Source organism: Nonomuraea sp. NPDC051298, from assembly GCF_055586305.1.
Genome location: NZ_JBVJIM010000004.1, coordinates 250892 through 264117, shown reverse-complemented (window position 1 = coordinate 264117; position 13226 = coordinate 250892). Strand labels below are relative to the sequence as shown.

Sequence of the window (13226 nt, the reverse complement as noted above, 5' to 3'; positions counted from 1 at the left end):
TCCACCCGTCCAACATGATCGTGGCCCCCAGAGCACACAATTATGGACGGATGATCGGATTTGGAAAAGGGTAAGAAGGTTATCTTTTACGTCGGCCATGCAAGAACGTGACAAGCCTGACCAGCCGCTCAAGTTCGGCGGGGCCCCGGGTGAAGGAAGTCAGCTTCATCCCGGGCATCGCGAAGCGCTGTCGTGAGACGGCCTTGGGCCGGGCGAACTCGCGCAGCCCGTCGGCCCCGTGGATGCGCCCGAAGCCGGAGTCGCCCGTCCCGCCGAAGGGCAGGGCGGGCACTCCCGCGAAGGAGATGACCGAGTTGATCGCGGTCATGCCGCTGCGCATCAGCCGGGCCAGCTCGGCGGCGCGGCGGGCGTTCCCGCTGAAGATCGTGCCGCCCAGCCCGTACGCCGAGGCGTTGGCCAGCTCCAGCGCCTCCTGGACGTCGCGGGTGCGGCGTACGGTGATGGTCGGGCCGAACGTCTCCTCGCGTACGGCGGGGGAGTCCTCCGGCACGTCCTCGACGATGACCGGGTCGACGTACGGGGCGCGTACCGAGGCGGGGCCGCCCGTCACCGTCCGGCCCGACTTGGCGGCGTCGTCGATGTGCCGCTTGATGACGTCCACCTGACCCGGCATCGTGATCGGGCCGTAGTCCTCGCCGGCACGCACCCTCGTCACCCGCTCGGTCAGCTCGCGCATGAAACGGTCGTAGACGGCGTCCACGACGTAGACCCGTTCGACGCCGACGCACGTCTGGCCGGCGTTGGACATCGCGCCCCACAGGCAGGCGTCGGCGGCCGCCCCGACGTCGGCGTCGCCGTCGACGATGAAGGCGTCCTTGCCGCCGCACTCGGCGACGATCGGCGTGAGGTTCTCCGCGCAGGCGGCCATGACGCGCTTGGCCGTGGCGGTGGAGCCGGTGAAGGCCACCTTCTTCACGCGGGGGTCGCCCGCCAGCGCGGCCCCCGTCTCGCCCAGGCCCGTGACGGTCTGGAACACCGGGTGCTCGGGGACGGACTCCCTGAACAGCTCGGCCAGCCGCACCCCGATGCCGGGGGTCAGCTCGCTGGGCTTGAAGACGACCGCGTTCCCGGCCGCCAGCGCGTAGGCGATGGAGCCCATGGGCGTGAAGACCGGGTAGTTCCACGGGCCGATGACGGCGACGACGCCGAGGGGCAGGTATTCGAGGGTGGCGGCCAGGTTCAGGCCGATCAGGCCGGTGGCCACGCGGCGGCGGCCGAGCACCTTCGGGGCGTTGCGGGCGGCCCAGTCGAGGTGGGTGACGGCCAGGACGATCTCCAGCGTCGCGTCACCCACCGGCTTGCCGGTCTCCCGGTGCACGAGGGCGGCCAGCTCGCTGAGGTGCTGCGTGAGGACCGCCTTGTAGTCGAGCAGCCGGCGCCTGCGCTCGGCGTGGCCCAGCGCGGCCCACCACGCGGCGGCCTCCTCCGCCCGCCCCACCGCCTGGCGCACGTCCTGCGGGGTGTGCTGGGGATGACTGGCGACGACCTCGCCGGTCGCCGGGTCGAGTGAGTCGAACGTGCGCGTCGTCATGCCGCCACGATAATCCGGTAAGCCAGTGCTTACCAGGTCGCTCCCCTGGTCAGAAAAGGGTGGGGTTCTCCGGCTCGATGCCGCGCAACGCGTCGTAGTCGAGCGTCACGCAGCCGATGCCCCGGTCGGTGGCCAGCACGCGGGCCTGGGGCTTGATCTCCTGGGCGGCGAAGACCCCGCGTACGGGCGCCAGCAGCGGATCGCGGTTGAGCAGCTCCAGGTAACGCGTGAGCTGCTCGACCCCGTCGATCTCCCCGCGGCGCTTGATCTCCACCGCCACCGTCGCCCCCGCCGAGTCGCGGCACAGGATGTCGACGGGACCGATGGCCGTCATGAACTCGCGCCGGATCAGCGAGTAGCCGTCGCCCAGGGTCGTGATGTGCTCGGCGAGCAGCTCCTGCAGGTGCGCCTCGACGCCGTCCTTGATCAGGCCGGGGTCGACCCCCAACTCGTGGCTGGAGTCGTGGAGGATCTCCGCCATGGTCAGCACCAGCTTCTCGCCGGTCTTGCCGTGGGTGACCGTCCAGGTCTCGCCGTCCTCCTTGAGCTTGCACGGCGGGTTCATCCAGTTGAGCGGCTTGAAGGCACGGTCGTCGGCGTGAATGCTCACGCTGCCGTCGGCCTTGATGAGGACGAGCCTCGGCGCCATCGGCAGGTGAGCCGTGAGCCGTCCGATGTAATCCACGCTGCATCGCGCGATGACCAACCGCATGACCGTCCACCTTAGTGCCTCTGGAAAACTGGACGCATGGCGTTCGAACGGGTGGGTGTGATCGGCGGATGAGCCCTCGACGCGCCCGCCGGAGGGAGTCCTCCCGTCCCTTCGGTTTTCCCACCGGCCTGGACAAGGTGGAGGAGTGGCCCGACGGCGAGTGGAAAGTACGCCTGCTCACCGGCGCCGCCTCGACGAAGGACTACCGGTGCCCCGGTTGTGACCAGGAGATCCGCAGCGGCCAGTCGCACCTGGTGAGCTGGCCCAACTGGCCGGGCGGCGACGAGGAGCGGCGTCATTGGCACCCGGCCTGCTGGCGTAAGAGACTCGACCGCGGCCCCGGCCGCAGCCGTTACTGAAGGGATCGATGGTGGAGATTCGCGCGGCGACCGTGCTGCCCGCCCGGCGGGAGCCGATCGAGTTGCACACGGCCGACGGCCTGACCCTGGTCGGCGAGCTGGCCCAGCCCCTCGACCGGCCGCCCGTGGCGACGCTGGTGATGCTGCACCCGCTGCCCACCCACGGCGGGTTCATGGACAGCCACGTCTACAAGAAGGCCGCCAACCGGCTGCCCACCCTGGCCGGCCTGGCCGTGCTGCGCTTCAACACCCGCGGCACCTCCTCCGATCGCGGCACCTCCGAGGGCACGTTCGACGGGGGCGAGGGCGAGCGTTACGACGTGGCCGCCGCCCTCGAATACGCCGAATACCACGACCTGCCGCGCGTGTGGGTGGTGGGCTGGTCGTTCGGCACCGAGCTGACGCTGAAGTGGGCGCACGACCCGCTGGTGGAGGGCGCCGTCCTGCTCTCGCCGCCGCTGCACAGGGCCACCGACGCCGACCTCGACGCCTGGGCGGAGTTCGGCCGGCCGCTGGTGGCGCTGGTGCCGGAGTTCGACGACTACCTGCGGCCCGAGGAGGCCCGTGCCCGGTTCGCCAGGGTCCCGCAGGCCGAGGTCATCGGGGTCGAGGGGGCCAAGCACCTGTGGGTGGGCGAGCCGTACGTACGCATCGCCCTGAACGAGATCGTCAAGCGGGTCAACCCGGCCGCCTGGCCCCTGCCGACGGACGTCCTGGCGGATATTTCCGTCGCCGAAGTCCCCGTGAAGGATTTCTAAGCAGAATGAGCAAAACTCTGGACTTTCCCATAGCCGAGGGTGACGATCCGATCGTCAACTGAAGATCGTGGAGACGCGCGGGCCCTCGTTGTCCGTGCGTAATCCCTGCTCGGCATAGCGAGGCACATATGCGGATGGTGCATGGGCTGATCGCGGCGGCGTTATCTATCACGACTTTGGCAGTGCCACCACCGGTGGCCGCGGAAGACACCCGGCAGCAGCCGGTCCACACGGTGGAACCGCCTGCGGAAACCCAGCCCGCGGAAACCGAGCAGGCCGCGATCGGCACGGCCCGCCGTACCGGTGCGCCGGTCGAGGTCGAGTCGCTGCGCAGCGAGACCCGTACGGTCCACGCCCAGCCCGACGGCACCCTCACCATGGAGCTGAACGTCCGCCCCGTACGCGTGCGCAAGGGCGACGCCTGGGTCCCCGTGGACACCACGCTCCGCCTGCGCCCCGACGGCGCGGTCGAGCCCGTGGCCGCCGCGGTCGGCCTGACGTTCTCCGGCGGCGGCGACGCCTCGCTCGCCCGCCTGTCGAGGGGCACCAAGTCCATGGAACTCGGCTGGACGGGCCCGCTGCCCAAGCCGACGCTCAACGGCGACACCGCCACCTACGCGGAGGTCATGCCCGGCGTGGACCTCCAGGTCACCGCCGACGTGGACGGCTTCTCCCACCTGCTGGTGGTCAAGTCGCGGGAGGCCGCGGCGAACCTGACCGAGCTGAAGTTCCCGCTCTCGTCCCAGGGCCTGACCCTGGAGGCGGACAGGGCGGGCAACCTCGAGGCCAGCGACAAGAACGAGGGCACCATCTTCATCGCGCCCACCCCCAAGATGTGGGACTCCGAGGGCATCAAGAGCCCGCAGATGCTCAAGGAGGGCCGCTCGCCCGAGGCCAACGAGGCCACGATGGGCGTGGAGCTGGCGGGCAAGCAGCTCCGGCTCAGGCCGGACCGCGCGATGATGACCGACCCGGAGACGAAGTTCCCCGTCTACCTGGACCCGTACTTCTCGGCCGCGCGCGGCTCGTGGACCGCGGTCTGGAGCAACTGGCCCAACTCCAACTACCTCAACTCCAGCGACGTCGCGCGGGTGGGCCACGTCGAGTCGCAGAAGAACCGCTCCTTCTTCAACATGGCCACCGGCACGACCATCCACGGCAAGCAGATCATCAAGGCGACGCTGCGCACGTACGAGACGTGGTCGTACTCGTGCAGCGCCCGCAAGGTGGAGGCGTGGGGGACCGGCGCGGCCACCAAGTCCACCACCTGGAACAGTCAGCCGGCGTGGACGAAGCTGCTCGCCACCGTGAACGTGGCGAAGGGCTGGGGTTCGAGCTGCCTGCCCGGCGGGGTGGAGTTCGACGTCACGCCGTGGATCGTCGACGCGGCCGCCAAGAAGTGGACACAGGCCACCATCGGCCTGCGGGCCACCAGCGAGACCGACGTCTACGCCTGGAAGAAGTTCAGGAACAACCCGAGCCTGGTCATCGAGTACAACTCGCTGCCCAGTGCCCCCGTGGCCGCCGACGTGTGGTCGGACCCGGGCGGCCCCTGCGTCTCCGGTGACGGCCGTCCGGTCATCAGCACCGCCGCGCCCAAGCTGTGGGCCAAGCTGAAGGACGTCGACAACTCGGTCAAGGGCCGGTTCGAGTGGTACAACGCCGCCGGGACCAAGGTCGGCGAGTACGTCACCCCGCTCGGCTCCAACGGCAACGCCTTCAGCGCCACGATCCCGCAGGCCCTGTACGCCGACGGCGCGCTCGTCCGCTGGCGGGTACGAGCCGAGGACGGCAAGGCCACCAGCGCGTGGAGCCCCTGGTGCGAGGCCACCGTGGACGCCACCGCCCCCGGCCGGGAACCGATCGTGACCTCGCCCCAGTACGCCGAGGACTCCTGGAACGACGGCGTCGGCCTGGCCGGTGCGTTCACGTTCGACCCGAACGGGGTCACCGACGTGGTCACCTACGTCTACGGCCTGGACACCACGCCCAAGACGGAGGTCGCGGTGGGGGCCGACGGGAAGGCCACGATCCAGATCACCCCGAGCCACGACGGCCCCAACGTGCTGTCGGTCCGCAGCAAGGACCGGGCCGGGCAGTCCGGCCCGATCCGCACCTACGTGTTCAACGTCAACAGCGGCTCGGCCCCGGCCGGCCACTGGGCGATGGACGACGGGCAGGGCACCACGGCGGCCGACGCGTCCGGCGCCCACCCGGCGACCCTGAACGGGGCCGCCACCTGGACGAGCGGCCGGACCGGCGGCGGCCTGCGCCTGGCCGGGGCCAACGCCCAGACCTCCGGGCCGGTCGTCGACACAGGACGCAACTTCACCGTCAGCGCCTGGGGCCGCCTGACCAGCACGGCCGCCACGGCCACACTCGTCACCCAGGAAGGCACGCGGACGGGCGCCTTCGCCCTGCAGTACTCCAAGACCGACGACCGCTGGGCGCTCACCAGGGCGGGCACCGACGCCGACAACGCCGCCACCGTGCGCGCCCTGTCCACGGCGGCGCCCAGGCTGAACGAGTGGACCCACCTGACCGGCGTCTACGACTCGGCGGCGGGCAAGATCTCGCTCTACGTGAACGGCCGGCTCGAAGGCAGCGCCACCGTCACCCAACCGTGGAACGCCACCGGCCCTCTGACCATCGGCCGCGGAAAGGTCAACGGGGCGGCTTCGGACCCGTGGCCGGGAGACGTCGACGAGGTGCGGGTCCACGGCCGCGCCATGTTCGCCGACGAGGTCGCCGATCTGGTCAACAGCGCTGCCACGCTGGTCGGCCACTGGACGCTGGACGAGGAGTCCGGCACCTCGGCGGCCGACTCCTCCGGCCGGGCAGGCGCGGCGACGCTGTCCGGAGCCGCCTCGTGGACGTCCGGCTGGCTGGACGGCGCCCTCGCCCTCGACGGCGTGAACGGCTTCGCCCAGACGACCGGTCCCGCGGTCAACACCAGGAACGGCTTCACCGTCGCCGCCTGGACCCAGCTCGACTACCTGCCGACCCGCGACACGGCCATGGTCGCCCAGCCGGGCAGCCGGGCCGCGGGCTTCCAGCTCGGCTTCGACAAGGAGCAGGGCCGCTGGACGCTCGGCATGGCCGCCGCCGACACCGACACCGCGGCCCTCGTACGGACCAGGTCCGACGCGGTCCCCAACCCGATGGAGTGGGCCCACGTCGCCGGTGTGTACGACCCGCTCGCCGGTGAGCTGCGCATCTACGTCAACGGCCGGCTGGCCACCACCACCGTCACCAGTCATCTGAGCGCGTGGAACGCCACCGGGCCGCTGCAGATGGGCCGGACCAAGGCGGCGGGCGTGTTCACCGGCTACTGGCCGGGGACCGTGGACGACGTCCGCACGTACGACGGCGTGCTGAACGCGGAGCAGATCGCCCAGCTCGCCGCGCAATAGAGTCACCTGCCATCGCACGGCCGGCGCGGGACCTTCGTGGTCCCGCGCCGGTGGCGTTCCCGGGTGTCCTGTCCATAGAATCTTGTTCGGTTCACATGGCGGAGGAGGCGGCGTGGGCGCGTTCGATCTCACGGGCAGGCGGGCTCTGGTCACCGGGGCGTCGAGGGGGATCGGGCGGGCCGTCGCGCTCGCGTACGCCGAGGCAGGGGCCGACGTGGCGCTCGTCTCCCGGTCCGCCGAGCGGCTGGCCGAGGTGGGCAAGGAGATCGAGGCCCTGGGGCGGCGCGCGGTCGTCGTCCCCGCCGACCTCACCGACCGCGAGGCCGCCGCCTCCGCCGTGGCGGCCGCGATCGACGGGCTCGGGCACCTCGACATCGTGGTCAACAACGCGGGCGGGTCGAACTTCCTGGTCGAGTTCAAGGACCTGCGCCTGTCCGGGTGGGACAAGCTCATGCGGCTCAACCTCGACTCCGCCATGGCCGTCTGCCACGCGGTCGCCCCGCACCTGCTCGGCCGGGGTGACGGGGTGGTCGTCAACGTGGCCTCCGTGGCGGCGCTCGGCGCGCCCTTCCTGGCCCCGTACGCCGCCGCCAAGGCCGGGCTGGTCGCGCTCACCAAGACGCTGGCCGTGGAGTGGGCGGGCTCCGGGGTGCGGGTCAACGCCCTGTGCCCCGGCTGGACGGCCACCGACCTCAACCGCAATCTCTGGGAGGACGAGGGCGCCGGCGCCGCCACGGTGGCGGGCGTGCCCATGCGCCGGTGGGGGACGGCGGAGGAGATGGCGCAGCCGGCTGTGTTCCTGGCCAGCCCGGCGGCGGCGTACGTGACGGGGCAGGTGCTGTTCGTCGACGGGGGAGCCACCGCCATCTGATCGGTGCGGAAAAGACCGTCGGACAATGACGGATTTATGGCCGTTATTGCGCTAAGTGCGGCTTTTATCGACGTAGATGTGACCGTCAGGGAAATATCGGCATACGTTATTGAGTGATAGTTGCCGTGAACCGCGTTACCGTGTGGTCCGTGCAGCTCTACACGAGATCGGCCGGGACCGGGCTCCCGGTTGTGCTCCTCCACGCGTTCCCGCTGTCGTCGGCCATGTGGCTGGCGCAGCGGGAAGGGCTGGCCAAGGTCTGCCGGGTCATCACTCCTGACCTGCGCGGGTTCGGCGGCTCGCGGCTGGGCGAGGACGAACCGTCCCTCGACCTGATGGCCGACGACGTCGCCAGGCTGCTCGACGGGGAGGGCATCGACAAGGCGGTGGTCGGCGGGCTCTCGATGGGCGGCTACGTCACCATGGCCTTCTGCCGCCGGCACCCCGACCGGGTGCTCGGCGTGATCCTGGCCGACACCAAGGCCGACCCCGACCCGCCCACGGCGCGGGAGAACAGGGAGCGCATCGCGCGGGCCGTGCTGTCCGACGGCAGCGGGGTGCTGGTGAGCGAGGTGCTTCCCGCGCTCATCGGGCCGACGACCAAGGAACGGCGGGCCATGGTGTTCGGGCGGGTCAAAGGGCTGGTGCAGTCGGCCCCGCCCGGCGCCGTCGCCTGGGCGCAACGGGCCATGGCCGCTCGGCCCGGCTCGTTCGGGATGCTGGAGACGCTCGAGGCGCCGCTGCTGATCGTCGTGGGGGAGGAGGACGAGCTGTCACCGCCCGCCGACGCCGAGGCCATGGCGCGCGCGGCCCCCGGGGGCAGGCTGGAGGTCATCCCGAAGGCCGGTCACCTCAGCGCCGTCGAACAGCCGGAGGCTTTCAACGCGGCCGTCACCGAGTTCCTCAGGTCGGAGCTGGGCGTCCGGCGTCCCTGAAGCCGTCCGCGAGTCAGGCGGCTCCCCGCCACGCGCCCGCGACGGCCGGTCAGAGAGCCGCGCGGGGTCAGGTCCGGTCCTGGCGCGGCAGTACGATCTCGCGGACGATCAACGCGATCGCCGCCGCCACCGGGATGGCCAGCAGGGCGCCCACGATGCCCAGCAGCGCGCCCCCGAACAGCGCGGCGATCACCGTCACCGCCGGTGTCACGTCGACCGAGCGCTTCATCACTCTGGGATAGACGAAGTAGTTCTCGACCTGCTGGTAGACCACGAAGAAGATCGCGCACGCGATCCCCGCGGGCAACGAGTCCAGCAGCGCCACCCCGGTCACCAGCACCGCGCCGATCGTCGCGCCCATCAGCGGGATCAGGTCGGTCAAGGCCACGACCAGGGCGAGCGCGAGCGCGTACTGGACGCCGGCGATCGACAGGAAGATCCAGGTCAGCACGCCCGCGATGACCGAGATCAGCACGTTGCCCGCCACGTACCCGCCGATGCCGGTGAGGATCTGCTCGCTGATCGCGCGCGTACGCGACCGGCGCGAGGCCGGGACGAGCTTGAGCAGGTAGTCCTTGATCGTGGGCAGCGACCCGAGGAAGTACAGCATGAGCACGAGCAGCGTCACCGTCGTGAACACGCCGTTCAGCACCACCAGCCCCGCGCCCATGATCCCGGTCGCCAGCGACGGCCCCAGCGTGCCCGTCACGAACGTCCTGAGCTGCGGCAGGATCTGGTAGTCGGCGTCGAGCTGGCGCAAGGTCGGATGGTTGCTCAGCTCGGTGATGTAGCCGGGCACGGCGTTGACGAACTCGGTGAGCTGCTTGCTCACCGGCGGCACCACGGCCAGCCCGAACAGCGTGAACGCCACGATCACCCCGGCGAACACGATCGCGATCGCGCCCCGCCTGGCCAGGCCGCGGCGCTGCAGGGCCTCGACGGCCGGGTTGAGCCCGACGGCCAGGAACATCGCCACGACGACCAGGATGATCGTGCTCAGTGAGGCCACGATCATCTGGGCCAGCGCGATCGCCGTCAGCACCCCCAGCCCGCCGACCAGGCCGAACAGGAAGGGGCCGCGCGCGAGCGGCTTGCCGGGCAGCCCGTACGGCTGCCCGCCCTCACCGTCGTCGGCCGGGGCCTTCGGTTGTTCGGCCGCCGGTGGGGACGGCTTCGCGGCCCGCTCCGGGGCTTCGCCTTCTTCCCGCTCGGTCGCGGGCTCGACGTCTGCCGACAAGGGGGACACTCCAGGGGGAATCGGTGACACACCATGACGGACCGGCACCGGATCGTATCGGCCCGACAACAAAGAGAGAGCCTAGCGACCGTTCGATCGCCAGGCCCTCTCCCGCCGTCATTCAGCCCCCGTGTGTGCTCGCCGGGGTTACTCCTGCCACCACTCGGCGTCGTCTTCGGACTTGGTCTGCACCTTGGCGCCGGGCGTCGTGGCCGGAGCCGAGTCGGACGAGGATGCGGCCAGCGCGGGCTTCGCCGGTGCGGCCGTGACCGCAGGCTCCGAGTCCATGCCGGGCAGCGGAGCGCCGCCGAGGAGCTGGCGGAGCTGGGCGAGGTGGCTGGTGATGCTGTCGCGCTGGCGGGTCAGCTCGTCGACCTGGCGCTGCATCGCCGTGCGGGTGCGCTCGGCCTCGTTCTTGGCCTCGGTGACGATCGTCTCGGCGCTCGACTTGGCGTCGGAGACGATGGTCTCGGAGCTCTTGCGGGCGTTCGCCACGAGCTGCTTGGCGTGCAGGTCGGCCTCGCGGCGGGTCTGGTCGGCCTGCTGCGTGGCCTTCGTGGCCCGCGACTCGGCCGTGGCCGCGCGCTGCTCGGCCTCGGCCACCAGCTTCTGCGTGGCGGCCTGGGCGGTGGCGTGGCGCTCGGCCTCCTGCCGCTCGGCCTCCTCGCGGCGGGCGGCGAGCTGGATCTCGAACTCGGCCTCGTCCTGCGCCCGCTTGGCCTCCGACTCCTCCAGCACCCGCTGGGCCTGCGCGCGCATCTCGTCGGCCTGCCGCTTGGCGGTGGTCAGCACCTCGTCGCGCTCGCGCTTGGTCGAGGCGCGGAGCTGGGCCACCTCGCGCTCGGTGGTGGTGCGGAGCTTGGCGATCTCGCGCTCGGCGTCGGCCCGCTTCTCCGCCACCTCGTGGTCGGCGGTGGCGCGCAGCTTGGCGGCCTCGCGCTCGGTGGTGTTGGTCAGCTCGTCGGCCTCGCGGCGGGCGGTCGAACGGATGTCGTCGGCCTCGCGCTCGGCGGTCGTGCGCATCTCGTCGCTCTCGCGCGCGGCCTGGGCCCGCTTGTCGGCCGCCTCGGACTCGGCGGCGGCGCGCACGTCGGCGGCCTCGACCTTGGCGGCGGCCTTGATCTCGTTGGCCTCCGACCTGGCGGCCTGCACCAGCTCGGTCGCCTGCTCCTCGGCCAGGCGCAGGAGCTGCTCGATGCGGGCGCCTAGACCGGAGTAGGTGGGGCGCTCCTGCTCCTGTAGCTGGCGCTGGGAGTCGGACAGGTCGCGCTGGAGGCCGGAGACCTGCTCCCGGGCCTGGCGGAGCTCCCCGTCGAGCTGCTTGAGATGGTCGTGGACCTGGTGCCGGTCGTAACCACGGAGCACCACGTCGAACTCGCGTGCTGGGGCGTCCTCGAAGAAGTTGTTGAGCTGGGCGTCGATGTCGGACTGCATGGAGGCTCGATCCTGGGTTGTCGAGACGGCTACACGGGCCGGACGGGGGGTTCGGGGCATCCGTACCAGGAGCCTGTGCCTCGCGGCAGGCCCCATGTCCGGTGGAAGGTCAAGCGTACTCCGCTGGTGCCACCTGCGAAGCCCCGTCCAACTTTCTGCGTGACTAGTTACATATGAACGTTTTTTGCGTTTTGTGATAGTTAGCTAACGTTTGGGCGCTTGGACTAGCTCCGTCAACATTCCTCCTACGTCCTTGGGGTGCAGGAACGCTATTTCGGAGCCCATAGACCCGTGTCTGGGGCGTTCGTCCAGCAACCTCACGCCTTTCTCGCTGATGGTGGACATGGCCTCGGCGACGTCGGCCACCCCGAATGCAACGTGATGGACGCCTTCGCCCCGCCTGGCAAGGAATTTTCCCACAGGTGAGTCGTCGGAGAGCGGTTCCAGGAGCTGAATGTAGGAGCCCCCGCCTTCGCCGTCGGCAATGTGCAGCATGGCCTCCTTCACTCCCTGCTCCTCGTTCACCTCCCTGGCCACCACCGTCAGCTCGAACGTCCGGGAGAACAGCTCGATCTTCTCCTCGAGGTCACGGCAGGCGATGCCTATGTGATCGATCCGCATGAACATGTGTGGGCCACCTCCATGGCAAACGGCATCGTACTCGTGGGTATCGTGTCAAAGACCGGACGCGCGAGCACAGGAGGCCGTTGTCATGTCCAGTTCCGTCATCGTCGCCGGAGCTCGCACCCCTATCGGGAGACTGCTCGGCTCCCTCTCCGGCCTGCAGGCCGTCGACCTGGGCGGCATCGCCATCGAGGCCGCCCTGCGGCGGGCCGGGGTCGCCCCCGAATCCGTCGAGTACGTCATCATGGGCCAGGTCCTCCAGGCGGGCGCCGGCCAGATCCCCTCCCGCCAGGCCGCCGTCAAGGCGGGCATCCCGATGACCGTCCCCTCGATCACGATCAACAAGGTGTGCCTGTCGGGCCTCGACGCCATCGCCCTGGCCGACCAGCTCATCAGGGCGGGCGAGTTCGACATCGTGGTGGCGGGCGGCATGGAGTCCATGACCAACGCCCCCCACCTGCTGCCCGGCCTGCGCAAGGGCGTCAAGTACGGCGGCTCGCAGGTGGTCGACTCGATGGCCCACGACGGCCTGTTCTGCGCCTTCGACCAGTGCGCGATGGGCGAGTCCACCGAGCGGTACAACACCCGGCTGGGCATCGGCCGCGAGGAGCAGGACTCCCTGTCGGCCCGCTCCCACCAGCTCGCCGCCGCGGCCGCCAAGAACGGCGTCTTCGAGGAGGAGATCGTCCCGGTGGAGATCCCGCAGCGCCGCGGCGAGCCGATGATCGTCAAGGAGGACGAGGGCGTACGCGGCGACACCACCGCCGAGACGCTCGCCAAGCTCCGCCCGGCCTTCGCCGCCGACGGCACGATCACGGCCGGCTCGGCCTCCCAGATCTCCGACGGGGCGTGCGCCGTCGTCGTCATGTCCAGGGCGAAGGCGGAGGAGCTGGGCCTGCCGTGGTTGGCCGAGATCGGCCGGCACGGCAACGTGGCGGGCCCCGACGCCTCGCTCCAGTCCCAGCCCGCCAACGCCATCAAGCACGCGCTGACCCGGCAGGGCGTCACGGCCGGCGACCTCGACCTGGTGGAGATCAACGAGGCGTTCGCGAGCGTGGTGCTCCAGTCGGTCAAGGAGCTGGGGATCCCGCTCGACAAGGTCAACGTCAACGGCGGGGGCATCGCCCTGGGCCACCCGATCGGGGCCTCGGGGGCGCGCATCGTGCTGACCCTGGCGTACGAGCTGCGGCGGCGCGGCGGCGGGCTGGGCGCGGCGGGGCTGTGCGGCGGCGGCGGCCAGGGCGACGCCCTCCTCATCACCGTCCCCAAGTCCTGACCCGCCTGCCGGACGCGGCCGGTCCGCATCGCTCACCCGTCGTCCGACCGGCCGT

11 protein-coding genes are annotated in these 13226 nt (G+C 70.7%); 6 read left to right on the top strand and 5 right to left on the bottom strand.

The genetic code is table 11. The features are described from left to right. Positions 1 to 79 precede the first annotated feature (79 nt). Both ACZ6S0_RS14870 and nucS read right to left on the bottom strand, forming a co-directional pair. Positions 80 to 1552 carry an aldehyde dehydrogenase family protein gene (locus ACZ6S0_RS14870; RefSeq protein ID WP_465916819.1) on the bottom strand — a complete coding sequence of 491 codons (1473 nt, stop codon included), beginning with the start codon at positions 1550 to 1552 and terminating at the stop codon, positions 80 to 82. Between the two features lie 49 nt (positions 1553 to 1601). Then, the gene (gene nucS / locus ACZ6S0_RS14865) at positions 1602 to 2264 is read right to left on the bottom strand and encodes an endonuclease NucS (RefSeq protein WP_465916818.1); all 663 of its coding nucleotides are present in this window, start codon (positions 2262 to 2264) and stop codon (positions 1602 to 1604) included. Between the two features lie 68 nt (positions 2265 to 2332). Between nucS and ACZ6S0_RS14860 the strand changes: the two genes are divergently transcribed. The 5 genes from ACZ6S0_RS14860 to ACZ6S0_RS14840 all read left to right on the top strand — a co-directional run bounded on the left by ACZ6S0_RS14860 (position 2333) and on the right by ACZ6S0_RS14840 (position 8600). Further along, positions 2333 to 2623 carry an ATP/GTP-binding protein gene (locus tag ACZ6S0_RS14860; RefSeq protein WP_465916817.1) on the top strand — a complete coding sequence of 97 codons (291 nt, stop codon included), beginning with the start codon at positions 2333 to 2335 and terminating at the stop codon, positions 2621 to 2623. Between the two features lie 11 nt (positions 2624 to 2634). Beyond that, entirely contained in the window at positions 2635 to 3381 is a 747-nt protein-coding gene (locus ACZ6S0_RS14855; protein WP_465917857.1) for an alpha/beta hydrolase, read from the top strand. Between the two features lie 128 nt (positions 3382 to 3509). Next, positions 3510 to 6794 (top strand): LamG-like jellyroll fold domain-containing protein, encoded by a 3285-nt coding sequence (locus ACZ6S0_RS14850; RefSeq protein WP_465916816.1) that lies wholly within the window; start codon positions 3510 to 3512, stop codon positions 6792 to 6794. Between the two features lie 112 nt (positions 6795 to 6906). Continuing rightward, positions 6907 to 7665 carry an SDR family NAD(P)-dependent oxidoreductase gene (locus tag ACZ6S0_RS14845; RefSeq protein WP_465916815.1) on the top strand — a complete coding sequence of 253 codons (759 nt, stop codon included), beginning with the start codon at positions 6907 to 6909 and terminating at the stop codon, positions 7663 to 7665. 149 nt (positions 7666 to 7814) lie between these two features. Beyond that, positions 7815 to 8600, top strand: a complete 786-nt coding sequence (locus ACZ6S0_RS14840; RefSeq protein WP_465916814.1) for an alpha/beta fold hydrolase — start codon at positions 7815 to 7817, stop codon at positions 8598 to 8600. A gap of 67 nt (positions 8601 to 8667) precedes the next feature. On the opposite strand, the gene ACZ6S0_RS14835 is transcribed toward ACZ6S0_RS14840, so the two are convergent. From ACZ6S0_RS14835 to mce, 3 genes are all read right to left on the bottom strand, one after another. Further along, positions 8668 to 9846 carry an AI-2E family transporter gene (locus tag ACZ6S0_RS14835; protein ID WP_465916810.1) on the bottom strand — a complete coding sequence of 393 codons (1179 nt, stop codon included), beginning with the start codon at positions 9844 to 9846 and terminating at the stop codon, positions 8668 to 8670. Between the two features lie 138 nt (positions 9847 to 9984). Next, positions 9985 to 11271: a DivIVA domain-containing protein gene (locus ACZ6S0_RS14830; protein WP_465916806.1), complete on the bottom strand. Its 1287-nt coding sequence runs from the start codon at positions 11269 to 11271 to the stop codon at positions 9985 to 9987. A gap of 204 nt (positions 11272 to 11475) precedes the next feature. Next, positions 11476 to 11898: a methylmalonyl-CoA epimerase gene (gene mce, locus ACZ6S0_RS14825; RefSeq protein WP_465916802.1), complete on the bottom strand. Its 423-nt coding sequence runs from the start codon at positions 11896 to 11898 to the stop codon at positions 11476 to 11478. A gap of 85 nt (positions 11899 to 11983) precedes the next feature. Here mce and ACZ6S0_RS14820 point away from each other — a divergent pair, with 85 nt between their 5' ends. Continuing rightward, positions 11984 to 13171 (top strand): acetyl-CoA C-acetyltransferase, encoded by a 1188-nt coding sequence (locus ACZ6S0_RS14820; protein ID WP_465916798.1) that lies wholly within the window; start codon positions 11984 to 11986, stop codon positions 13169 to 13171. Positions 13172 to 13226: the final 55 nt, after the last annotated feature.